The organism is uncultured Pseudoxanthomonas sp., assembly GCF_947498795.1.
Lineage (GTDB): Bacteria > Pseudomonadota > Gammaproteobacteria > Xanthomonadales > Xanthomonadaceae > Pseudoxanthomonas_A.
The window spans coordinates 114,357-135,932 of record NZ_CANMLQ010000006.1; the positions used below are offsets into that span (position 1 = coordinate 114,357).

Here is a 21,576-nt window from a genome sequence, read left to right on the forward strand (position 1 = left end):
CGCTTCCCCTGACCCGAGGAGCACGACCATGGCTTTGAAGCGTTACGCGGATGCGGTGTGGGCTGGCGATCTGCAGTCCGGCAAGGGCAGCCTCAGCACGCCGCAGAGCGGCCTGTTCGAAGGCCAGAACTATTCGTTCAAGACCCGCTTCGGCGATGAGAAGGGCACCAATCCGGAAGAACTGCTGGCGGTCGCCCATGCCGGCTGCTTCACCATGGCGTTGTCGGCGGTGCTCGGCAAGGCGGGTTTCACGCCCGACAAGCTGCAGACGCGCGCCGAGGCGACGATGGAACCGGGCATGGACCCGGGCCCGACGATCACCGCGATCAAGCTGACCGTCTCGGCGAGCGTGCCGGGGATCAGCGCGGCGCAGTTCGAAGAGATCGCCCAGCAGGCCAAGGCGGGTTGCGTGATCTCGCGCGCACTGTCAGTGCCGGTATCGCTGGAGGCGACCCTGCTTTGACGGGCACGCGGGCCGCCTTGTTCGTGCACGGCGCGGGCGGTGGCGGCTGGGAATGGAATGTGTGGCGTGGCGTGTTCGAGGCGGCGGGCTTCCAGGTGGCGGCCCCCGACCTCATGCCCGTGCGCGGCAACGTGTCGGCCACGCATATCGAGGACTACCAGGCGCAGGTGCGCGCGGCGTTGGCGGCATTGCCGCGGCCGCGCGTGCTGGTCGGCGCGAGCTTGGGCGGATTGCTCGTCCTGGGTGCCGCCGAGGGTGCGGATGCGGTGGTGCTGGTGAATCCGTTGCCGCCGGCGCCGTGGCTCGTGGACATGCCGGCACGCGACTGGCCCGATGTGGTGCCGTGGCGGCGCGACGCGCGATTGTCCGGCACGCGCAGGGCAATGCCCGAGGCGGACGACGCAACGACGCTGTACGCGTTCCGCCATTGGCGCGACGAATCCGGCGTGGTGATGCGCAAGGCACAGAGTGGAGTCGCGGCGGAACGTCCTGCATGCCCGACGCTGTGCGTGGCGTCCGCGCATGACGACGACGTGCCGCCTGCGATCACGCGCGCGATGGCCGACGCGTGGGGCGTGGAGGTGCTGCAAACGGTTTCAGGTTCGCATGTCGGGCCGTTGCTCGGGCGCGAAGCGGCCGGCATTGCCGCGCAAGCTGTCGAATGGCTAAACCGGGCCGCGAAAACCGGCTGAGTTCAGCCATGTTTCACCCGCATCGGCCGAGCATGCCAGCACGCCAATCCGGCGTGGGGGAGTACCCGACATGAAGCGTCTATCCGCCACCGTGCTGGCCATCGGTCTGCTCGCTTCCGGCGTGGCATCCGCGCAGTCCACGCGCTATTACGGCACGACGGACCGCTACGGCGACGAACCCTATTACGACTACGCGCGCGTGGTCCGCGTCGACCCCGTCATCGACAACGGCTACCGTGAGACGCGCGGCGCGGCCCAGCAGTGTTACTACCGGGATGCCGACGACGTCTATGCGCGGGACGACTATCGTGGCGATGTCTACGGGACTCGCGACTACGGCGATGTCTACGACAGCGGCGACTATCGCGACGTTTACGGACAGGACGGTTATGGCGAACGCCGCGTATCCAGCGGAGGCAACGAAGCTGGCCGTACCGTGGCCACCGTGATCGGCGGTATCGCCGGTGCGGTACTGGGCAGCAAGGTGGGCGACGGCAGCGGACGCTATGTCGGCACGGCGGTGGGCTCCATGGTCGGCGGCATGGCGGGCCGCTCCATCTACGACAACAGCCAGCGCAACCGCCAGGTGCAGCGCGGGCAGGTGCGCGTCTGCGATCCGGTGCCCGCGAACGACGGTCGATACGATGAACGCTACGAACGCGACGGGCGCGTTTCAGGGTACGACGTGACGTACGAATATGGTGGCCGTACCTACCGTACCCGCACCGGCTACCACCCGGGTGATCGCATGCGCGTACGCGTCGACGTGCGTCCGGAATGACGGAGCGGGTATGGTGAGCCCGATGTGGTAGGCGGGCGAGAGTCGCGAGAAGGGGCCGAGGCCCCTTTTCCATGGGCGTTGCCGTGCCGGCCCACTCCGCGCATAGTCCCGCGCTGGATCAATGCGGGGGTGGGATATGCGGCATTTGGCGTGGGGGGTGGCGGGCTTGCTTGCGTGCACGGGCGTCGTGCAGGCCCAGGTGAAGTTGGTGACCGGCGCGCGCGTGCATACCCTGGATCCTGCACGCCCTCTCGTCGAAGCGATGGCATGGGACGAGCAGGGCCGCATTCTGGCGGTCGGTGATGCGCGTGATCTGCTGGCACGTTATCCCGGCGCGAGACGCATCGATGCGCCGGGCAAGACGGTGATTCCGGGTCTGATCGACGCGCACGGCCACGTCATGGGATTGGGCTACGCACTGATGCGGGCGGACCTGGTGGATGCGGCGGACAAGGCCGAGGTCATCGCGCGCCTGCGCGCTTTCGAGATGTCATTGCCACCGGGGGCGTGGCTACTGGGCGGTGGCTGGGACCAGAACGACTGGCCGGGCAAGGCCTTTCCGACGGCCGAAGATCTCGATGAGGCGTTTCCCGACCGTCCCGTCTGGCTCGAGCGCGTGGATGGCCATGCGGGCTGGGGCAACAGCGCGGCGCTGCGTGCCGTCGCTGCGAAGGCATCGCGTCCGTTGGACGGCGACTGGCAGCCCGAGGGCGGGCGCATCGAGCGCGTCGCAGGCAAGCCTACCGGGGTGTTCATCGATGCCGCCATGTCGCTCGTCAATGACGTCGTCCCGGCACCGGATGCGGCCTATCGCCGACAGGCGCTGGAGAAGGCCACGCAGGCCGCCGTGCGCCATGGCCTGACGGGCGTGCACGACATGGGTGTGTCGCGCGAGGACCTGGCGCTGATGAAGCAGTTCGCCGATGAAGGCCGCCTGCCGCTGCGCATCGATACCTACGCCGACGGCAATGGGGACGCACTGGCGGATCTGTGTGCGCACGGCCCGTATCGCCACGCGGGCGGCCGCCTGCAGATGCGGGGCGTGAAGCTGTACGCCGACGGTGCCCTCGGCAGCCGAGGCGCTGCCCTGCTGGAGGACTACAGCGACGATCCCGGCAACCGTGGCCTGCTGGTGACCGAGCCGGCGGCGCTGGAAGCGGCGATGCGCAGGGCGCGCGGCTGCCACGTCCAGGTGGCCACGCATGCGATCGGCGACCGTGGCAACCGGCTGGTGCTGGACACGTACACCCGCGTGCTCGGCGATGCTGCGAAGACCGACCATCGCTGGCGGATCGAGCACGCGCAGGTGGTGGCGCCGGAGGAATTCCCGCGGTTCGCCGCACTGGGCGTGATCGCGTCGATGCAGCCCACGCATGCGACCTCGGACATGCCCTGGGCGCAGGATCGCCTGGGCCCGACGCGCATCAAGGGCGCCTATGCGTGGCAGCGCCTGCAGGCGAGCGGCGCGAAGCTGGCGCTGGGATCGGATTTTCCAGTGGAATCGGTCGATCCGCGGCGCGGACTGCACGCCGCGGTGACGCGCCAGGACGGGCACGATGCGCCCGCGGGTGGCTGGATGCCCGATCAGCGCCTGAGTGCGGGCGAAGCGCTGCGCGGCTTCACCGCCGATGCGGCATGGGCGGCGCACGACGAGGCGGAGGTGGGCAAGCTAGCTCCCGGCCTGCGTGCGGACTTCGTCATCCTCGACGAGGATCCCCTGGCCGTGCCGGGCGAACAGCTCGATGCGCTGCACGTCCGCTCTACCTGGGTGGATGGCAGGCCGGTGTACGAGGCGAAGTAAGTTCTTGCCTCTGTGGGAGCGACGTCAGTCGCGACGGCTCACCGCGCCCGGTCGCCTCGCGCATTCAAGGACTGCGCTTTCGCGACTGACGTCGCTCCCACAAGAAGCCGCCATCGTTACCAGTCGATCTGGCCGGTCACGATGGTGCGCACATGGCCGCCGGACCAGACATCGCCGGCAGGGTCCACGCGCAACTGCAGGCGCGCGTCGTAGCCGACTTCGCGGCCCTGGCTGACGACGTAGCGTCCGTCGCGGCCGGGCAACGCGTTGCGCGACGCCAGCCAGGCGGCCAGCGTCGCGTTGGCCGCACCTGAAGCCGCGTCCTCGAAGGCGGCGGGCGCGCCGACGAAAGCGCGCACGGCCAGGTCGTAGTCGCGGCCCGGCGTCCGCGCATAGGCGCAGACACCCATGCTCTCGGTAGCGCGCGCCAATTCACTGATCGCATCCCAGTCCGGCGAGGCAGCGCGGAGCGTGGCTTCGTCGCGCACCTCGGCAAGCCACCAACGGCGGCCACCGTCGACGAGAGCGGCGGGCAGCGCACCTGGCGACAGGCCTTCCAGGGCGGCGCCCAGCAGGCGGTCGCCCGAGGGATCGCCTTCCTTCACCACCGTCGCGCGTGGCGTGCGCACGGCGATCGTGCGGTCCGCACCATCGCCATCGACACGCAACGGCAACACACCCACGACGCCTTCCTGCATCAGCAGGCCGCCAACCGGCGTGGCCAGGCCCGCCTCCAGCACCACGTGCGCGGTGCCCACGCTGGGATGGCCGGCGAACGGCACTTCGCGGCGTGGACTAAACATGCGCACGGCGTAACTCGCGCCCGGTCGGGTGGGCGCGAACACGAAGGTGGTTTCCGGCAGGCGCGTCCAGCGGGCGATGGCCTGCATGGCGGCATCATCGAGGCCGGCGGCGTCGAGGACGACGGCCAGCGGATTGCCCGCGCCGGGGCGGTCGGCGAACACGTCCAGCTGGACGTAGCGGCGGAGAGTCATGGGGGCGTTGTCGCGTGGGGGCCGCGCAGCTTACCAAGTCACCTGGCCGTCGATGACCGACTGCACCTGACCGCCGATCCAGACCTCGCCTTCGTCATCCACCGCCAGGTGGACGCGGCCATCGCGACCGAGCTCGCGGCCCTGGCTGGCCAGATAGCGGCCCGCAGTGCCGGGCAACGTGCCCGCGGCATTCAGCGCGGCCGCGATGCAGGCGTTGACGCTGCCGGTGACCGGATCTTCCGGGATGTTGTCGGCGGGGCAGAACGCGCGTACCGCCAGCTCATGATCGTCGTGCGCGCCGGCGCGGCCGAAGACGGCCAGCCCGACCGCACCCGTGGCCTGTGCCAGCGCGGCGATCGCCGGCAGGTCCGGCTGCAGGGCGCGCACGGCGGCCGCGTCGCGCAGTTCCACCAGCCACCAGGCGGGGCCGTTGTTCCAGAGCGCGGCGGGCAGGCCTGCCGCAGGCAAGCGAGCGAGCACGGCATCGCGCTCGGGCAGGGCGGCAGCGACCTCCATCGGGTGCGCCCGCGGCGCACGCAGGCGGATCGCGCGTTGCAGGCCGTCGCCCTCCACCCGCACGGGAAGCAGGCCCGCCGCGCATTCCTGCACCAGCGTCGCGGAGGCGGGCACCAGGCCGGCGTGCAGCGCGACCCATGCCGCGCCCACGCTGGGATGGCCGGCGAACGGCAGCTCCTGGCGCGGGGTGAAGATGCGGATGCGGTAGCTGGAGTCTGGGGTGGTCGGGGACAGGAAGAAGATCGTCTCCGACAGATTGGTCCAGGCGGCGAACGCCTGCATGCGCGCCGTGTCCCATCCACCGGCGTCCAGTACGGCGCCCAGCGGATTGCCCGCGCCGGGGCGGTCGGCGAAGACGTCGACCTGCAGATAGCGGTGTGAGGTTCGTTGCATGCGGTACGGTCCGGTCGCGCGCGGGAGCTTGGGCTAGAATCGACGGTTCACGCCCGAAGGGTTCGGGCATTCCCTGTCATTCTATCCATGCCTTCTGCCACGCCTGCGTCTGATCGTTGGATCGTCCTCAAGTTCGGCGGCACCTCGGTGTCGCGTCGCCATCGCTGGAACACGATCGGCAAACTGGCGAAACAGCGGGCGGACGAACAGGGCGCGCGCGTGCTGGTCGTGGTGTCGGCGTTGTCCGGCGTCACCAACGAGCTGACCGCCATCGCCGACGGCGCGGCCGACAGCGCGGAACGCGTGGCGAAACTGGAACAGCGCCATCGCGAATTCCTCTCGGAACTCGAGCTGGACGCCGATGCCGTGCTCGGCGACCGCCTGGCGGCGCTACGCAACCTGCTGACCGATCCGCGCGCCGCGAGCCGCGCGCTCGACTGGCAGGCCGAGGTGCTGGGGCAGGGCGAACTGCTCTCGTCCACGCTCGGCGTGGCCTACCTGCGCGCGCAGGGACTGGATTTCGGCTGGGTCGATGCGCGGCACTGGCTGCAGGCGAACTTCCTGCCGAACCAGAGTCCGTGGGCGCAGCGGCTGTCGGTGTCGTGCAACACCGCGCCGGACCAGGACTGGCGCCACGCGTTCGCGGGCCAACCGACGACGATGCTGCTGACGCAGGGCTTCATCTCGCGGCATGCGGATGGCGGCACGGCCATCCTCGGCCGCGGCGGCTCGGATACGTCCGCCGCGTATTTCGGTGCGCTGCTCGGTGCGCAGCGCGTGGAAATCTGGACCGACGTGCCCGGCATGTTCAGCGCGAATCCGCGCGAAGTGCCCGATGCGCGCCTGCTGACGCGACTGGATTACTACGAAGCGCAGGAAATCGCGACCACCGGCGCGAAGGTGCTGCATCCGCGCTCGATCAAGCCATGCCGCGATGCCGGTGTGGCAATGGCCATCCTCGATACCGAGCGGCCGGAGTTGCCGGGTACCACCATCGACGGCAACGCCCTGACCGTGCCGGGCGTGAAGGCGATCAGCCGCCGCAACGGCATCGTGCTGGTCTCGATGGAAGGCATCGGCATGTGGCAGCAGGTCGGCTTCCTGGCCGACGTGTTCGCGCGCTTCAAGAAGCATGGTCTTTCGGTGGACCTGATCGGTTCGTCGGAGACCAACGTCACCGTGTCGCTGGACCCCAGCGAAAACCTGGTGAACACCGACGTGCTGGCCGCGCTGTCGGCCGACCTAGCGGAGATCTGCCGGGTGAAGGTGATCGCACCGTGCACGGCCATCACCCTGGTCGGGCGCGGCATGCGGTCGCTGCTGCACAAGCTGTCCGATGTGTGGGCGATGTTCGGTCGCGAGCGCGTGCACCTGATCTCGCAGTCTTCGAACGACCTCAATCTGACCTTCGTGATCGACGAGGCTGATGCCGACGGCATGCTGCCGCTGCTGCACGAGGCGTTGATCGACAGCGGCGCCATGCCCGTCGAGGAGGCCAGCGTGTTCGGCCCCAGCTGGCGCGAGATCAACGGCGCGGTCCGCCATCGCGGCGTGCGCTGGTGGAGTGCGCCTGCCGCCCGCGAACGGCTGCTGTCGCTGGCGCGGGCCGGCACGCCGCGCTACGCCTACAACCTGGACATCGTCCGCGCCCGTGCCCGCGCGCTGGCCGCGATCACGGCCGTCGATCATCGTTTCTTCGCGATCAAGGCCAATTCGCATCCCGCCATCCTGCGGGCGCTGGTGGAAGAAGGATTCGGCCTGGAGTGCGTGTCGCGCGGCGAGCTGGAGCGCGTGTTCGAGATCGCGCCTTCGCTGCCGATGGAGCGCGTGCTGTTCACGCCGAGCTTCGCGCCGCGCGAGGAGTACGCATTCGCACTGGAACGCGGCATCAACGTCACCCTCGACAATGTCGAGGCGCTGCAGCAGTGGCCCGAGATCTTCCGGGGTCGCCGCCTGTGGCTGCGCGTCGACCTGGGGCGCGGCGACGGCCATCACGACAAGGTGAAGACCGGCGGCAAGACGTCCAAGTTCGGCTTGCCGCTGGCCAAGCTGGAGGCCTTCCTCGCAGCGGCCCGCGCGATTGACGTGCGCGTCGTCGGCCTGCATGCGCACCTGGGCAGCGGCGTGGAAAGCGCACAGCACTGGAACCAGATCGCCGATGAGCTCGGCGGACTGGCCGACCAGATCGGCACCATCGAGACGATCGACATCGGCGGTGGCCTGCCGATTCCCTACGCCGAAGGCGACGAGCCCTTCGACCTGGCGGCGTGGGGCGAGGGCCTGGCCGCGATCAAGGCTGCGTACCCGGCGTACCAGCTCGTCATCGAGCCGGGCCGCTACCTGGTCGCTGAGTCGGGCGTCCTGCTGGCCCACGTCACGCAGGTCGTGGAAAAGCTCGGCATCCGCCGCGTGGGCAGCGACGCGGGCATGCATACGCTGATCCGCCCGGCGCTGTACGACGCGTGGCACGACGTCGCCAACCTGTCGCGTCTGGACGACACCGAACAGGGGCCGTTCGACGTGGTCGGACCGATCTGCGAATCGAGCGACATCTTCGGCAAGCGCCGCAAGCTCGCGTCCGCGACGGCCGAGGGCGACGTGCTGCTGTTCTCCGACGCCGGCGCGTATGGGTTCGTGATGGCCAGCCATTACAACCTGCGCGGCTTGCCGGCGGAGGATGTGATCGATGGGGTGTTTGGCGATGTCGCCGCGCACTGAGTTCGTCCTGTCCAGCCTGCTGACCGCCGCGTTGCTGAGCATCGCGGTGGTGGTGCTCATGGATGCGGATCGCGGCATGCCGGGCGTCGCCGAGTTCACGGCGGCGTTGCATTTTGCGCCCTCTGCACTCCTGGCGGTGGGGCTGGGCGCCTGGTTCGTCACGCGATGGCAGGCGCGTGCGCAGCGGGCGGGCCAACGCTGGAAGGCGGGCGGCATGACCTTGCGCCTGCTGCTGGTGGTGCTGCTGCTGTTTCCGCTGTCGCTGTCCGCCTGGGCGGTCACCGCGATCGCGATCGACTCGTTGACCGCCAGCCACCCAGGCGGATCGGACGAGGCGCTGGCCTGGCTGCCGGTCCTGGTCTTCTACGGCTCGCTGCTCGCGACAGTGTTCGGCGCTGCGCCGTTGTTCGCTATCGAATATTTCGCCTGCCGCCGCTACCTGCGCCGACGGGCCGCACTTTCCCCGGATCACGCATGACGACTTTCGACAAATCCAGCATCCGCACTTTCCGTTTCGTCCGCTGTTCCTTCGATGCGGAGACCGGTGTCGCGCGGTTGGTGTACGCCTTCGACAACGGTCCGGAGCTGACCGAGACCGTGACTATCCCGGGCGCACCGTTCGCGCTGGACGCCACCCGCGCACAGGCGGTCGAACAGGCGGTGCGCCTGCTGCACCTGATCACCGGAGTTAGCTATTACAAGGCGGCCGTTCCGAACGAGATCCGCATCGACGGCTACGCGATCGACGCGGCCACTGCCGTGCTGATGGAGCAGGTGTACGTGCACGGCCTGGGCGAGTTCGCCTACCGGAACGGTTTGAGCCTGCATGGTCGCGTGCGCTTCCCGGTCGGCGCCCAGGCTCCGTCGGCTGCGCCGGCGGCGGGGTTGCGCGAGCACGCACTGGTCGCCATCGGCGGTGGCAAGGACTCGCTGGTCAGCATCGAGGCGCTCCGCGGTGCCGGCATCGAGCAGACCGTCACCTGGATCGGCGGTTCGCAGTTGATCGCGGCCTGCGCGGCGCGCACGGGCCTGTCGACGCTCAACATCGGCCGCGCGCTGGCGCCGGAGCTGTTCGAATACAACCGCCAGGGCGCTTGGAACGGGCACATCCCGGTCACCGCGATCAACTCGGCGATCATGGTGCTGGCGGCGCTGCTGCACGGCGTGGGCCAGGTGGTGTTCTCGAACGAGCGCTCGGCCAGCTACGGCAGCATGATCCCGGGCACCGGCGAGGTGAACCACCAGTGGTCGAAGGGCTGGGCGTTCGAGAGCGCGTTCGGCGCGCACGTGCAGTCGCACGTGGCCGCCGACCTGCAGTACTACTCGCTGCTGCGTCCGCTATCGGAGCTCGCGGTGGCGCGGCAGTTCGCCCGCACCGATCATTACGACGCGCATTTCTCGAGCTGCAACCGCAATTTCCACTTGCTCGGCGAACGCCCCACCAACCGCTGGTGCGGTGTGTGCCCGAAGTGCCACTTCGTATTCCTCGCGCTGGCGCCGTTCATGCCCAAGCCGCGCCTGGTCGGCATCTTCGGACGCAACCTCCTGGATGACGCGAACCAGACGGGCGGCTTCGACGCGTTGCTGGAGTACCAGGACCACAAGCCGTTCGAGTGCGTCGGCGAAGGCCAGGAATCGCGCGCGGCGATGGCGACGCTGGGTGACCGGCCTGAATGGCGAGAGGACGTGATCGTCGCGCGCTTCAACCGCGAGATCCGCCCGCAACTCGAAGCATCGGAACTGGTCGTGGCGCCGTTGCTCGAGATCGGCGGCGAGCACCGCATCCCCGCTGCGCTGTGGGAGCGCCTGCGTGCGAATTTCGCAGCTTGAGGGACGGCGTGTCGCGCTGTGGGGGTGGGGGCGCGAAGGTCGCGCCGCCCATCACGTGGTGCGCGCGCGGCTTCCCACGCTGCCGCTGACGCTGTTCTGCAACGCGCAGGAAGCCGCAGAGGCCGCGGCGCTGGGCGATCCGCTGCTCTCGATGGAAACCGCAGTGACCGCCGAACGCTTGTCGGCGTTCGAGATCGTCATCAAGTCGCCCGGGATCAGCCCGAACACGCCCACGGCGATGGCTGCGGCGGGCGCAGGTACGTGTTTCATCGGCGGCACCGGCCTGTGGTTCGGCGAACACGCGGGCGCCGACGGCGTGGTCGCGCACACGTTCTGCGTCACCGGCACCAAGGGCAAGAGCACGACCACCTCGTTGCTCGCGCACCTATTGCGCGCGGCGGGAAAGCGCACGGTGCTGGCCGGCAATATAGGCCTGCCGATGCTCGAAGTGCTGGATCCGCAGCCGGCGCCGGAAGAATGGGCGATCGAGCTGTCCAGCTACCAGACCGGCGATGTGGCCGACAGCCGCGCGCGACCGGATGTGGCGATCGTGCTGAACCTGTTTCCCGAGCACCTGGACTGGCACGGCAGCGAAGCGCGCTACATCGAGGACAAGTTGAAGCTCGTCATCGCTGCGCACCCGCGCATCGCCGTGCTCAATGCCGCCGATCCGCGCCTGGCTGCGCTTGAGCTGCCACGCAGCGACGTGCGCTGGTTCAATCATGCCGAGGGCTGGCACCTGCGCGAGGACGACCTGTATCGCGGCGACGTGTTCGTCATGGACACCCGCCCGCTGCCGCTGCCGGGACGCCACAACCGCAGCAACCTGTGCGCCGTGCTGACCGCGCTGGAAGCCCGGGGCATCGATGCGCTGCCGCTGGCGGCGCAGGCGAAGTCGTTTCGTCCGTTGCCCAACCGCCTGCAGGCGATGGGCACGCGCGACGGCATCACCTGGGTCAACGATTCGATCAGCACCACGCCGCATGCCACGCTCGCCGCGCTGGAGTGCTTCGCCGGACGGCGCATCGCGCTGCTGGTGGGCGGGCACGACCGTGGGGTGGACTGGTCCGATTTCGCTTCGCACATGCGCAGCGACGCGCCGGCCACCATCATCACGATGGGCGCCAACGGCCCGCGTATCCACGCCTTGCTGGCGCCCGTAGCGAGCGAGGCGGGGTTCACGCTGATCGGCGTGCAAACATTGCGGGAGGCGATGGCGGCCGCGCGCGAAGCGCTGGGCGACGACGGCGTCGTCCTGTTGTCGCCCGGTGCGCCCAGTTTCGGCCAGTACCGCGACTACGTGGCCCGTGGCCGGCACTTCGCCGAACTCGCCGGCTTCGATCCGGACGCCATCACCGCAATCCCCGGGCTGGGCCTGGCCTGACGCCGCACGCGCCGTCAAACCGCCTGCACCGCGCCGGCGTACACTCGCAGGCCCCCACAAGGAGACGCGCCATGCGCCGCACGCTGCTGTTGCCCTGCCTGTTGTCCCTGCTCTGGTCGCCCCTGCTGCAGGCGGCGCCCGTGGCCAAGCCGGTGGAATGGAAAATCGGCGGCGACACCTTCGCCGGCGTGCTCGTCTACGACGATGCGGCGAAGCAGCCACGCCCCGGCCTGGTGATGGTGCCCAACTGGAAGGGTGTGAACGACTCCGCGATCGAGAAGGCGCGCCTGGTCGCCGGCGACGACTACGTGGTGCTGGTGGCGGATGTCTACGGCAAAGGTATCCGCCCGAAGACCGATGCCGAAGCCGGGCCGGTGGCCACCGCGATGCGCGCCGACCGGCCGAAACTACGCGCGCGCGTGCAGAAGGCGGTCGAGGTGCTGAAGCAGCAACCCGGAACACTGGTCGACGTGACCCGCATTGGTGCATTCGGTTATTGCTTCGGTGGCAGCACGGTGCTGGAACTGGTCCGCGCGGGCGATGCGTTGTCTGGCGTGGTCAGCCTGCACGGTGGGCTCGCCACCGATCTGCCCGCGAGCGGTCCGGTGAAGTCGCCGGTGCTGGTGCTCAACGGCGGCGATGACACCTACGTATCCGCGGCGGAGATCACCGCCTTCCAGGACGAGATGCGCAAGGCCGGCGCCGACTGGCAGTTCGTGAGCTTCGGCGGTGCGGTGCACTGCTTCGCCGAATCCGATGCGCAGAACCCGCCGGGCTGCGTCTACCACGAGCCCTCGGCGAAGCGCGCTTACCGGATGATGGCGGACTTTTTCGGGGAAGTGTTCGCCCGGTGAACGCGCGCGGGCACGCTCAGTGCCCGCGTTCCACCGCGTAGCGCGCCAGGCCGCGCAAAGCGGCGAGCGCGTCGGATACCGGCAGGTCGTCGAGCGCCTGCTCGGCCAGTGTCGCGTAGTGATGGGCACGTTCGCGGCTGTAGTCCAGGCCGCCGGTGGCGCGGATCGCTGCCAGCACCTCGGGCATGGCATCGGCTTCGCCGGCCTGCACGATGGCGCGCAAACGGTCCGCCGTGGCGGCGTCCGAGCGGCGGATGGCATGGATCAGCGGCAGCGTCGCCTTGCCTTCGGCGAGGTCGTCGCCGAGGTTCTTGCCCAGCGCGTCCGCGTCAGCCGTGTAGTCGAGCACGTCGTCCGCGATCTGGAAGGCGTAGCCCAGGGCCATGCCGTAGTCGTAGAGGCGGCGTTGGGTGGCGGCGTCGGCGCCGGACGCCAGTGCGCCGAGCTGCGTGCCCGCCGCGAACAGGACGGCCGTCTTGCGCTCGATCACGCGCAGGTAGGCGGCTTCGTCGGTGTCGGGGTTGTGGACGTGCAGGAGCTGCAGCACTTCGCCTTCGGCGATCCGGTTGGTCGTGTCGGCCAGCAGGCGCATCACGTCCATGCGGTCCAGTTCCACCATCAGCTGGAAGCTGCGCGAGTACAGGAAATCGCCGACCAGCACGCTCGGCGCGTTGCCCCACAGGGCATTCGCCGTGCTGCGGCCACGACGCAGGTCGGATTCGTCCACCACGTCGTCGTGCAGCAGGGTGGAGGTGTGGATGAACTCGACGATGGCCGCCAGCTGGTGGTGATCCGGCGTGCTCGGCCCGCAGGCCAGCCCGGCCAGGACCACCAGCATGGGCCGCAAACGCTTGCCGCCCGCCGAAATGATGTGGTCGGCGATCTGGTTGATCAGCACCACGTCCGAGGCCAGCCGCGCCCGGATCAATGCGTCGACTGCCGCCATGTCCGCTTGCGCGAGCGACTGGATGGCGGGAAGGGGCAAGGCGGAGCGGGGGGGATCGACGACGGACATGGGGCAAGGTGCCGGAAAGTCACGTAATTATAAGGTCTGGCGTGCGGCAATGCCCTACATGTGAGCCGGTCGGCGGCCGATGGCGGGACCCCGACGGGTATACTTCACTGGTCTTTGCCCGCGCTCGGCGGGCATCCCTGAACGGATATCGATATGGCCCGCGGCATCAATAAAGTCATCCTGGTCGGCAACCTCGGCAACGACCCAGAAACCCGCTACACCCAGGGTGGCATGGCGATCACCCGCATCAGCCTGGCGACCACCAGCGTGCGCAAGGACAAGGACGGCAACCAGCAGGAGCGCACCGAATGGCACCGCGTGGTGTTCTTCGGCAAGCTCGGCGAGATCGCCGGCGAATACCTGCGCAAGGGCAGCTCGGTGTACGTGGAAGGCTCGATCCGCTACGACAAGTACACCGGCCAGGATGGGCAGGAGAAGTACTCCACCGACATCATTGCCGACGAGATGCAGATGCTGGGCGGCCGTGAGGGCGGTGGTGGCGGCGGCACGGGCGGGGACCGCCCGGCCCGCGCGCCGCGCCAGGACTACGGTAGCCAGGGGGGCGGCGGCGGTCAGCGCCGTTCCGCGCCTGCGCCCGCTTCGCAGCCGGCGCCGATGGACGATTTCGCGGATGACGACATTCCGTTCTGAGGATCGCGCTTCGCGACGGAACGGAACGGAAAGCAATCTGCACTGAACTAAGGAGCATTACATGCCGACGTGGCTTGTCACCGGCGGCGCCGGCTTCATTGGCGGGAATTTCGTGCTGCGCGCCGTCGCCAGCGGCATCAAGGTGATCAACCTCGACGCACTGACCTACGCCGGCAACCTGGATACCCTGGCGTCCCTCCAGGACAATCCGCTGCACGTATTCGCGCAGGGCGATATCGGCGACCGTGAGCTGGTGTCGCGACTGCTCGCCGAGCACCGCCCCGATGCGGTCGTCAACTTCGCGGCGGAAAGCCACGTCGACCGTTCCATCGACGGGCCCGGCGCCTTCATCCAGACCAACGTGGTGGGCACGCTGGGACTGCTGGAGGCGACGCGCGACTACTGGAAGGCATTGGAGGGCGAGCGGCGCGGGAATTTCCGTTTCCTGCACGTGTCCACCGACGAGGTCTACGGATCGCTGGGGGAGACCGGCAAGTTCACGGAAACCACGCCTTATGCGCCCAACTCACCGTACTCGGCGTCCAAGGCTGCGTCCGACCATCTGGTCCGGGCCTTCCACCACACGTATGGTTTGCCGGTCCTGACGACCAATTGCTCGAACAACTACGGCCCGTATCATTTCCCTGAGAAACTGATTCCGCTGATCATCGCGCGTGCACTGGCGGGTGAACCGCTACCCGTGTATGGCGATGGCAAGAACGTGCGCGACTGGCTGTTCGTCGGCGACCATTGCAGCGCGATCCGCCGGGTGCTGGAGAAGGGGCGCGTCGGCGAAACCTACAATGTCGGCGGCAATGCCGAAAAACAAAACCTCGAGGTCGTGCACACGATCTGCGCGTTGCTGGATGAACGCGTGCCGCGCGCTGATGGGCAATCCCGCAGCACCCAGATCACCTTCGTCGCCGACCGGCCTGGCCATGACCGGCGCTACGCGATCGATGCATCGAAGTTGCGCGACGAGTTGGGCTGGGAGCCCGACTACACCTTCGAACAGGGCATCGCCGAGACCGTCGACTGGTACCTGTCCAACCAGGATTGGGTGAAGCGCGTGCTGGACGGCAGCTACCGCCTGGAACGCATCGGCACGGCCGCGTAAGGGAGGACGACGATGACAAAGCGCAAGGGCATTATCCTGGCGGGCGGCTCCGGCACCCGCCTGTATCCGCTGACGCAGGCCATCAGCAAGCAACTGCTGCCGGTCTACGACAAGCCGATGATCTATTACCCGCTCAGCGTGCTGATGCTGGCGGGCATCCGCGAAGTGCTGGTGATCAATACGCCGCACGAAACGGCGCTGTTCAAGGCGTTGCTGGGCGACGGGTACCAATGGGGCATGGATATCCAGTATGCCGTTCAGCCGAGCCCGGATGGCCTGGCGCAAGCCTACCTGATCGGTCGCGACTTCGTGGATGGCAAGCCTAGCTGTCTGGTGCTGGGCGACAACATCTTCTATGGGCACGGGTTCACTGAGATGCTTCGTCAAGCTGATGCGCGGGAAGAGGGTGCTACCGTTTTTGGCTACCGGGTTAACGATCCTGAGCGCTATGGTGTTGCTGAGTTCGACAACGACGGCCGTCTCATCGGTATTGAGGAAAAGCCCGCCAAGCCACGCTCCAACTACGCCGTCACAGGACTTTATTTCTACGACGGCAACGCAAGTGAGTACGCAGCATCATTGAGGCCGTCATCTCGAGGTGAGTTGGAAATAACAGATCTCAATCGGATCTATCTCGAGGCAAAGAGCTTGCATTTGCAGCCCTTGGGGCGTGGCCACGCATGGCTTGATACGGGAACTCATCAGTCGCTTCTGGAAGCTTCAAGTTTCATAGAGACGATCGAGGCTCGACAGGGTTTGCGGGTATGCTGCCCTGAGGAAATAGCTTTCCGAAATGGTTGGATCAATGCCGGGCAGCTTGAGAAGTTGGCGCTGCCTCTGTCTAAGAATGGGTATGGACAATACTTGTTGTCTCTCGCTGGACGGGGTTCAGCTCATTGAACATCGTTGAGACGAAGCTGCCCGGTTGCGTCGTTGTCGAGCCGACCGTGTTTGGCGATGAGCGCGGGTTCTTCTTTGAAGCTTGGAATGCTGCACGTTTTGACCGTCATGGCTTGCCTGCGAAGTTCGTGCAGAGCAATGTTTCGTCTTCATTCTGCGGGGTACTAAGAGGCCTGCACTACCAATGGCCAAACCCGCAGGGAAAGTTGGTCAGTGTTTTGGAAGGCGAAGCCTACGACGTGGCCGTCGACATCCGCCGCGGCTCCCCCACCTTCGGGCAGTGGGCAGCCGTGATGTTGAGCGCCGAGAACAAACGGCAATTTTGGATTCCGGAAGGCTTCGCGCACGGGTTCGCCGTCGTCTCCGAGCGGGCCATCTTCAGTTATCTCTGTACGGCGGTATACGACAGGGCCGCAGATGCCAGCGTGCGCTGGGACGATCCCGCGATCGGCGTGGACTGGCCCGTGAGTGATCCGCAGTTGTCGGCCAAGGACGCAGTGGCTCCCCTGTTGGCGGACATCGCGCCGGATCGCCTGCCGACGTTCATGCCATGACGATCCTGGTGCTTGGCGCCAACGGGCAGGTTGGACATGCGTTGAGGCGCAGCTTGGCAACGTTGGGACCGATAGTGGCGACCACCCGGTCGGGCGCGCTGCCTGATGGAAGCGCCTGCGAGATGGCCGACCTGGACCGGCCCGACACGCTCGCCGATCTGGTGGAACGGATCGCGCCTATCGCCGTCGTCAATGCGGGGGCCTACACGGCGGTGGACAAGGCAGAAGACGACGAGGCGGCGGCGTTTCGCGCCAATGCAGACGCTCCGGGCGTACTGGCGCGTGCTTGCGCCTCCCGCGGCATTCCGTTCGTGCACTACTCGACGGATTATGTGTTCGACGGGCAGGGTACGCGTCCCTATCGCGAAGATGATGCCGTGGCCCCGTTGGGCGTATACGGCGCAAGCAAGCTGGCGGGCGAGGAGGCCGTGCGGGCAGCCGGCGGCGCGCATCTGATCCTGCGCACGGCGTGGGTGTACGGCCAGCATGGGCACAACTTCATGCGCACCATGCTGCGGGTGGGTGCAGAGCGCGACGAACTGCGCGTGGTGGCCGACCAGATCGGGACACCGACACCCGCAACCCTGATCGCGGAGGTGACGGCGGCGCTGCTGAGAGAAGGCGATGCCGTTTCCGGCACCTACCACCTGACTCCGCAGGGCGAGACGAGTTGGCACGGCTTCGCCGAAGCCATCTTCGACGAGGCGATCGCGCAGGGGCTGATCCCACGCGCGCCCCGCGTGGTCGCGATCACGACGGCCGACTATCCGACGCGCGCGCGGCGGCCCGCTTACTCCTGCCTCGACGTCGGCAAGCTGGAGCGACGCCTCGGATACGCGATGCCGGACTGGCGCGAGGGTCTGCGAAAGGTACTCGCGGGCTGAGATCGCGTGGTCCTGCAGGTGGCAGGGCTTTCCCGTCGCCGTTGAATGCGCGTCGTGGCTGTGGAACGATGAGCTTCTTCGTGGCCTGGGGAGGCAGTATGGGGATGTTTTCGAAGATGGTCCGTGGGGCCGTCATGGTCTGCGTGTGCGTCGTGGCCATGCCGGTGGGCGCGGTTACGGTTATCGATATCGGGCCGTTTGTCCGCAAGGATGCCTTCACCGACATCAAGCTGTCGCCCGATGGCGAATTCCTGGCGGCCACCGTGCAGAAGGAAGACCGGACGGGACTCGTGGTCCTGAGCCGGAAGGACAATCGCGTGTTGGCCGCCGCGTCGTTGGGCAAGAACAACCACGTGGCGGATTTCTGGTGGGTCAACCCCGACCGTGTGATGTTCTCGGTCGCCCAGAAGCTCGGTTCACTCGACCTGCCGCAGCTCACCGGTGAGCTGTATGCAATGAATGCCGACGGGTCGAAGAAGGAGAACCTGCTCGGGTACCGGGTCGAAGCCGAAGGGGTCGCAACGCGCATCCAGCCAAAGAAGGCGGAGGCCGTCGCGGGCTTCCTGGTGGATACGCTTCCCGATGACGACCGGAATGTCGTCGTCATGATCCGCCCGTTCGGAGATCATTCCTATACGCGTGCGGAGAAAATGGACGTCTACAGCGGTCGTCGCGTGCTGCTCGCGCGCGCGCCCGTGCAGGAATCTGACTTCCTGACTGATGGCTCGGGTGTCGTTCGGTTCGCGTATGGTAGGACCGTCGAAAACGCGAGCCAGCTCTACTACCGGGAGGGTGACGGGAAGGAATGGCAGCGCATCAACGACGAACTGGATACCGCCCGCGTGGAGCTCCCGCTCGGTTTCGGTGCGGATCCCCGCGTGGCCTATCTCAACGTGGAACGGGCCGATGGGACGGACGCGATCATCGCCTGGAACGTCGCCACCGGTGAGCGCAAGGACGTGCTGCGTAACGCGAATGTCGATCCGGATGCGGTCCTGCATGCGCATGACAGAACCGGGAGCCCGATGGCCGCCGTGTTCTTCGACGGAAAGCCGGACGTGCTTCCGCTGGATCCCCAGCATCCGGAAGCCCGATTGCTGCAGAGCGTGGAGGAGGCGTTCCCGAACGAGTTTGTCGAAATCACCTCCGTGACGCGCGACGGCAAGCTGGCGCTGGTGCAAGTGTCTTCGGATCGGAATCCGGGCGACTTCTATGTCTTCGATGTCGCGGCGCGGAAGATGGATTATCTGTTGAGTCGTCGCGACTGGCTCGACCCCGAGCGGCTGGCGCCGATGACGCCGATCCAGCTCAAGGCGCGCGACGGTCTCGTCCTGCATGGCTACCTGACGTTGCCCGTAGGGACCGACGGCAAGAATCTTCCGCTCGTCGTGTATCCACATGGAGGACCTTACGGTATTCGCGACCGCTGGGGATTCGACGGCGACGTACAGATGCTCGCCGCCGCAGGCTACGCTGTGCTGCAGGTCAATTTCCGCGGCTCGGGCGGCTACGGGCGCGGCTTCCGTCAAGCCGGCGCCCGCCAGTGGGGCGGCGCCATGCAGGACGACCTGACGGATGCGACCCGCTGGGCAGTCCGGACCGGTGTCGCGGATGCGAAGAGGATTTGCATCTATGGCGCGAGCTACGGCGCATACGCAGCGTTGACCGGCGCGGCGAAGGAGCCCGATCTGTATCGATGCGCCGCTGGCAACGTCGGCGTCTATGACCTGACCATGATGCATACGCGCGGTGACATCCGCGAAGCGAAATCGGGTCGCAATTACCTGCGCGACTGGATAGGGGAAGCGAAGGACGTGGCGGCCGTGTCACCGGCCAACATGGCAGACCGCATCAAGGCGCCGGTGTTCCTTGCGGCGGGCGGTGAAGACGAGCGCGCGCCTGTCCAGCACACCGAACTGATGGAACGTCGCTTGAAGGCGGCGGGCGTGCCGGTGGAAGCGGTTTACTACCGCACCGAAGGTCACGGCTACTACAAGGAAGAAAACCAGCGCGACTACTACACGAAGCTGCTGGCGTTCTTCAGTCGCCATCTCGGTGGCGCAACGGCAAAGTAGGACATCCTGTACGGGCGGCCATCCGCCGCCCGTACGATCGCAAGACCGGTCAGTCCGTCGTGCGCATCGCCCGTCGCAACCACGGCGAGGCCAGCAGCGCGATGACGGCGCATCCCAGGCCGATCCACATCATCAGCCAGAACAGGTCGGCGAAGCCGGTGGCCGCGTGCGCGATATCGAGTGCGCCATCGTCCGGAATATCCATCGCGGCAAGTTTGCCGAACTGTGCGGCAAGCGTTTCCGAGAATGCAGTGGCGAGCAGCCACATACCCATCATCGAGCTCACCACGCGCGGCACCGACAGTTCGGTGACGGCGGCCAGGCTCACCGGGGCGAGGCACATCTCGCCGATCTCGAGCAACAGGTAGGCCAGCACCAGCCACCACACGCTCGCGACTACGCCAGTGTCACCCACCTGTTGCGCCGCGAGTGCCAGCGGGATGAAGGACAGGCCGCCGAACAACAGGCCCAGCGCGCCTTTCACCGGTTTGGACGGATCGAGGCCGCGTCGCCCCAGCGTGGCCCACAGCCACGCGAATACGGGCGCCAGCACCACCAGGAACATCGCACCCAGGTAGGTCAGTGAGCCGGCCGTCTGCGGCAGCACCAACGAGTCGCGCAGCACCAGCACCACCATCAGCGCGGCCGTGCCGAGGAACAAGGCGCGCGGCGGCCCCGTGCGCGTGCTCCGCTCCGACCAGCGCGACGCGATCACGAACGACAGCGGCATCGCCACCAGCGCCCAGGTGGACCACGGCGCGCTGCCGAGGAAGAGCGCGATGTTCGCGGTAACGCTATCCGACCAGACCACCACCGATGCCGGCTGTACCAATGACGGGAACAGGTCTTTCGTCAGCATCCGGTCGGTGAACATCACCCACGAGCCATACGTCTGCTCGTACAGGGTGAAGAACACCAGGCACATGAAGATCAGCGCCATCAGCGCCAGCATCTGGCGACGCTGCACCGGCGTGCATTGCGTGGTGATGAACCAGAGGAACCACGCCAGCACCGTGGCCAGCACCAGCAGCATCAGCGCTAGCGCTAGCGAGAATTCGCCGCCCAGCGCGAACGCGCCGTTGGCCGCCGCCCACATCAGCCACGCCACGGGCAGCACGCCCAGTGCTGCGCCCGCGTAGATCAGCCATTCCCGTGGAACTCCCAATACCGCTACGCGCAGTGCCGCGGGCGAGGGTGGTTCGGCGTGGCCCTGCAGGTAGCGCTGGCCCCAGAGGAACATCGCCAGGCCCAGCAGCATGCCGATGCCAGCGGCGCCGAAACCGTACTTCCAGCCCAGTGTCTCGCCAAGATAGCCGCACACCAGCGAAGCGAGCAGCGCGCCGAGGTTGATGCCCGCATAGAACAGGCTGAAGCCGCCATCACGGCGCGGGTCGCCCACCGGATACAACCGGCCGACGATGCCGGTGATGTTGGGTTTCAGGAAGCCCACGCCCATGACGATCAACGCGAGCGACAGGTACATCGTGCGCAACGCGCCTTCATCGCGCGTGACCACGCCAGCGTCCATGGTCGCCGCCGCGCCTTCGAGCGCCATGCCGGCATGGCCGGCCACCAGCAGCAACCCACCGAAGACCACCGCCTTGCGCATGCCCAGCCAGCGGTCGGCCAGCACGCCGCCGATCACCGGCACGCAGTAGACCAGTCCGCCGTAGGCGCCGATCAGGTCGTAGCCCGCGCCGTCGGCGAACAGGTGGTACTTGGTCAGGTACAGCAGCAGCAGCGCCTTCATCCCGTAGAAGGAGAAGCGCTCCCACATCTCGGTGAAGAAGCAGACGTAGACCCCCTTGGGGTGGCCCAGGAAGTCGTCGCGGCCAGTGGCCGCGGGGGCGAGGGGGGTCAAGGGCCGCTCCGGCGTGGATTCCGCGGCGAGTATAGCGACGGCGAGCGTTCCGGCTGGACTTGCCGGGCAGCGGACGCTAGCGTGTCGGCTTT

At 67.4% G+C, this 21,576-nt stretch carries 19 protein-coding genes; 15 read left to right on the forward strand and 4 right to left on the reverse strand.

Features of this window, described 5'->3' with window-relative positions; genetic code table 11:
* Positions 1-28 precede the first annotated feature (28 nt).
* The 4 genes from Q0907_RS14795 to Q0907_RS14810 all read left to right on the forward strand — a co-directional run bounded on the left by Q0907_RS14795 (position 29) and on the right by Q0907_RS14810 (position 3,737).
* Entirely contained in the window at positions 29-463 is a 435-nt protein-coding gene (locus Q0907_RS14795; RefSeq protein WP_056878156.1) for an OsmC family protein, read from the forward strand.
* Positions 460-1,155: an alpha/beta fold hydrolase gene (locus Q0907_RS14800; RefSeq protein WP_299346210.1), complete on the forward strand. Its 696-nt coding sequence runs from the start codon at positions 460-462 to the stop codon at positions 1,153-1,155. The genes Q0907_RS14795 and Q0907_RS14800 overlap by 4 nt, the downstream gene beginning before the upstream one ends.
* Positions 1,156-1,225: 70 nt before the next feature.
* A complete protein-coding gene (locus Q0907_RS14805) occupies positions 1,226-1,936 on the forward strand; it encodes a glycine zipper 2TM domain-containing protein (protein ID WP_299346213.1) in 711 nt (236 codons plus the stop codon).
* Positions 1,937-2,102: 166 nt separating this feature from the next.
* On the forward strand, positions 2,103-3,737 hold the full coding sequence (locus Q0907_RS14810; protein WP_299346215.1) for an amidohydrolase: 1,635 nt from the start codon (positions 2,103-2,105) through the stop codon (positions 3,735-3,737).
* A gap of 116 nt (positions 3,738-3,853) precedes the next feature.
* Here the strand turns inward: Q0907_RS14810 and Q0907_RS14815 are convergent, their stop codons facing one another.
* Both Q0907_RS14815 and Q0907_RS14820 read right to left on the reverse strand, forming a co-directional pair.
* The gene (locus Q0907_RS14815; protein ID WP_299346217.1) at positions 3,854-4,732 is read right to left on the reverse strand and encodes a PhzF family phenazine biosynthesis protein; all 879 of its coding nucleotides are present in this window, start codon (positions 4,730-4,732) and stop codon (positions 3,854-3,856) included.
* Between the two features lie 30 nt (positions 4,733-4,762).
* Positions 4,763-5,641: a PhzF family phenazine biosynthesis protein gene (locus Q0907_RS14820; protein WP_299346220.1), complete on the reverse strand. Its 879-nt coding sequence runs from the start codon at positions 5,639-5,641 to the stop codon at positions 4,763-4,765.
* Between the two features lie 87 nt (positions 5,642-5,728).
* Here Q0907_RS14820 and Q0907_RS14825 point away from each other — a divergent pair, with 87 nt between their 5' ends.
* The 5 genes from Q0907_RS14825 to Q0907_RS14845 all read left to right on the forward strand — a co-directional run bounded on the left by Q0907_RS14825 (position 5,729) and on the right by Q0907_RS14845 (position 12,427).
* Positions 5,729-8,359 (forward strand): bifunctional aspartate kinase/diaminopimelate decarboxylase, encoded by a 2,631-nt coding sequence (locus tag Q0907_RS14825; RefSeq protein ID WP_299346223.1) that lies wholly within the window; start codon positions 5,729-5,731, stop codon positions 8,357-8,359.
* Positions 8,343-8,837 carry a hypothetical protein gene (locus tag Q0907_RS14830; RefSeq protein WP_299346226.1) on the forward strand — a complete coding sequence of 165 codons (495 nt, stop codon included), beginning with the start codon at positions 8,343-8,345 and terminating at the stop codon, positions 8,835-8,837. Before Q0907_RS14825 ends, Q0907_RS14830 begins: the two co-directional genes overlap by 17 nt.
* Positions 8,834-10,189: a UDP-N-acetyl-alpha-D-muramoyl-L-alanyl-L-glutamate epimerase gene (gene murL, locus Q0907_RS14835; RefSeq protein WP_299346229.1), complete on the forward strand. Its 1,356-nt coding sequence runs from the start codon at positions 8,834-8,836 to the stop codon at positions 10,187-10,189. The genes Q0907_RS14830 and murL overlap by 4 nt, the downstream gene beginning before the upstream one ends.
* Positions 10,170-11,573, forward strand: a complete 1,404-nt coding sequence (gene murD, locus Q0907_RS14840) for a UDP-N-acetylmuramoyl-L-alanine--D-glutamate ligase (RefSeq protein WP_299346232.1) — start codon at positions 10,170-10,172, stop codon at positions 11,571-11,573. Before murL ends, murD begins: the two co-directional genes overlap by 20 nt.
* Positions 11,574-11,644: 71 nt before the next feature.
* The gene (locus Q0907_RS14845; protein WP_299346235.1) at positions 11,645-12,427 is read left to right on the forward strand and encodes a dienelactone hydrolase family protein; all 783 of its coding nucleotides are present in this window, start codon (positions 11,645-11,647) and stop codon (positions 12,425-12,427) included.
* A 16-nt stretch (positions 12,428-12,443) separates the two neighbouring features.
* Here the strand turns inward: Q0907_RS14845 and Q0907_RS14850 are convergent, their stop codons facing one another.
* Positions 12,444-13,442, reverse strand: a complete 999-nt coding sequence (locus Q0907_RS14850) for a polyprenyl synthetase family protein (protein WP_299346238.1) — start codon at positions 13,440-13,442, stop codon at positions 12,444-12,446.
* Between the two features lie 153 nt (positions 13,443-13,595).
* Here Q0907_RS14850 and Q0907_RS14855 point away from each other — a divergent pair, with 153 nt between their 5' ends.
* The 6 genes from Q0907_RS14855 (at position 13,596) to Q0907_RS14880 (ending at position 19,623) form a co-directional block, all read left to right on the forward strand.
* Complete coding sequence (locus tag Q0907_RS14855; protein ID WP_299346241.1) at positions 13,596-14,093, forward strand: single-stranded DNA-binding protein; 498 nt, start codon at positions 13,596-13,598, stop codon at positions 14,091-14,093.
* Positions 14,094-14,154: 61 nt separating this feature from the next.
* Entirely contained in the window at positions 14,155-15,210 is a 1,056-nt protein-coding gene (gene rfbB, locus Q0907_RS14860; RefSeq protein WP_299346244.1) for a dTDP-glucose 4,6-dehydratase, read from the forward strand.
* Positions 15,211-15,222: 12 nt separating this feature from the next.
* A complete protein-coding gene (rfbA, locus tag Q0907_RS14865) occupies positions 15,223-16,110 on the forward strand; it encodes a glucose-1-phosphate thymidylyltransferase RfbA (RefSeq protein WP_299346247.1) in 888 nt (295 codons plus the stop codon).
* Complete coding sequence (gene rfbC, locus Q0907_RS14870; RefSeq protein ID WP_299346250.1) at positions 16,107-16,664, forward strand: dTDP-4-dehydrorhamnose 3,5-epimerase; 558 nt, start codon at positions 16,107-16,109, stop codon at positions 16,662-16,664. Before rfbA ends, rfbC begins: the two co-directional genes overlap by 4 nt.
* Positions 16,661-17,548: a dTDP-4-dehydrorhamnose reductase gene (gene rfbD, locus Q0907_RS14875; RefSeq protein ID WP_299346253.1), complete on the forward strand. Its 888-nt coding sequence runs from the start codon at positions 16,661-16,663 to the stop codon at positions 17,546-17,548. The genes rfbC and rfbD overlap by 4 nt, the downstream gene beginning before the upstream one ends.
* A 68-nt stretch (positions 17,549-17,616) precedes the next feature.
* Positions 17,617-19,623: a S9 family peptidase gene (locus Q0907_RS14880; protein WP_299346255.1), complete on the forward strand. Its 2,007-nt coding sequence runs from the start codon at positions 17,617-17,619 to the stop codon at positions 19,621-19,623.
* A 49-nt stretch (positions 19,624-19,672) separates the two neighbouring features.
* Here Q0907_RS14880 and Q0907_RS14885 read toward each other — a convergent pair whose 3' ends face one another.
* Positions 19,673-21,484, reverse strand: coding sequence for an oligopeptide:H+ symporter (locus tag Q0907_RS14885; protein ID WP_299346258.1), 1,812 nt, complete (start codon positions 21,482-21,484; stop codon positions 19,673-19,675).
* Between the last annotated feature and the right edge of the window lie 92 nt (positions 21,485-21,576).

Excerpts from the sequence above, each read along its gene's own strand:
- Q0907_RS14795 (WP_056878156.1), top strand. The coding sequence starts at position 29 with ATGGCTTTGAAGCGTTACGCGGATGCGGTGTGGGCTGGCGATCTGCAG.
- Q0907_RS14805 (WP_299346213.1), top strand. The coding sequence starts at position 1,226 with ATGAAGCGTCTATCCGCCACCGTGCTGGCCATCGGTCTGCTCGCTTCC.
- Q0907_RS14815 (WP_299346217.1), bottom strand. The coding sequence starts at position 4,732 with ATGACTCTCCGCCGCTACGTCCAGCTGGACGTGTTCGCCGACCGCCCC.
- Q0907_RS14820 (WP_299346220.1), bottom strand. The coding sequence starts at position 5,641 with ATGCAACGAACCTCACACCGCTATCTGCAGGTCGACGTCTTCGCCGAC.
- Q0907_RS14825 (WP_299346223.1), top strand. The coding sequence starts at position 5,729 with ATGCCTTCTGCCACGCCTGCGTCTGATCGTTGGATCGTCCTCAAGTTC.
- Q0907_RS14830 (WP_299346226.1), top strand. The coding sequence starts at position 8,343 with ATGTCGCCGCGCACTGAGTTCGTCCTGTCCAGCCTGCTGACCGCCGCG.
- murL (WP_299346229.1), top strand. The coding sequence starts at position 8,834 with ATGACGACTTTCGACAAATCCAGCATCCGCACTTTCCGTTTCGTCCGC.
- Q0907_RS14845 (WP_299346235.1), top strand. The coding sequence starts at position 11,645 with ATGCGCCGCACGCTGCTGTTGCCCTGCCTGTTGTCCCTGCTCTGGTCG.
- Q0907_RS14850 (WP_299346238.1), bottom strand. The coding sequence starts at position 13,442 with ATGTCCGTCGTCGATCCCCCCCGCTCCGCCTTGCCCCTTCCCGCCATC.
- Q0907_RS14855 (WP_299346241.1), top strand. The coding sequence starts at position 13,596 with ATGGCCCGCGGCATCAATAAAGTCATCCTGGTCGGCAACCTCGGCAAC.
- rfbB (WP_299346244.1), top strand. The coding sequence starts at position 14,155 with ATGCCGACGTGGCTTGTCACCGGCGGCGCCGGCTTCATTGGCGGGAAT.
- rfbA (WP_299346247.1), top strand. The coding sequence starts at position 15,223 with ATGACAAAGCGCAAGGGCATTATCCTGGCGGGCGGCTCCGGCACCCGC.
- rfbD (WP_299346253.1), top strand. The coding sequence starts at position 16,661 with ATGACGATCCTGGTGCTTGGCGCCAACGGGCAGGTTGGACATGCGTTG.
- Q0907_RS14880 (WP_299346255.1), top strand. The coding sequence starts at position 17,617 with ATGAGCTTCTTCGTGGCCTGGGGAGGCAGTATGGGGATGTTTTCGAAG.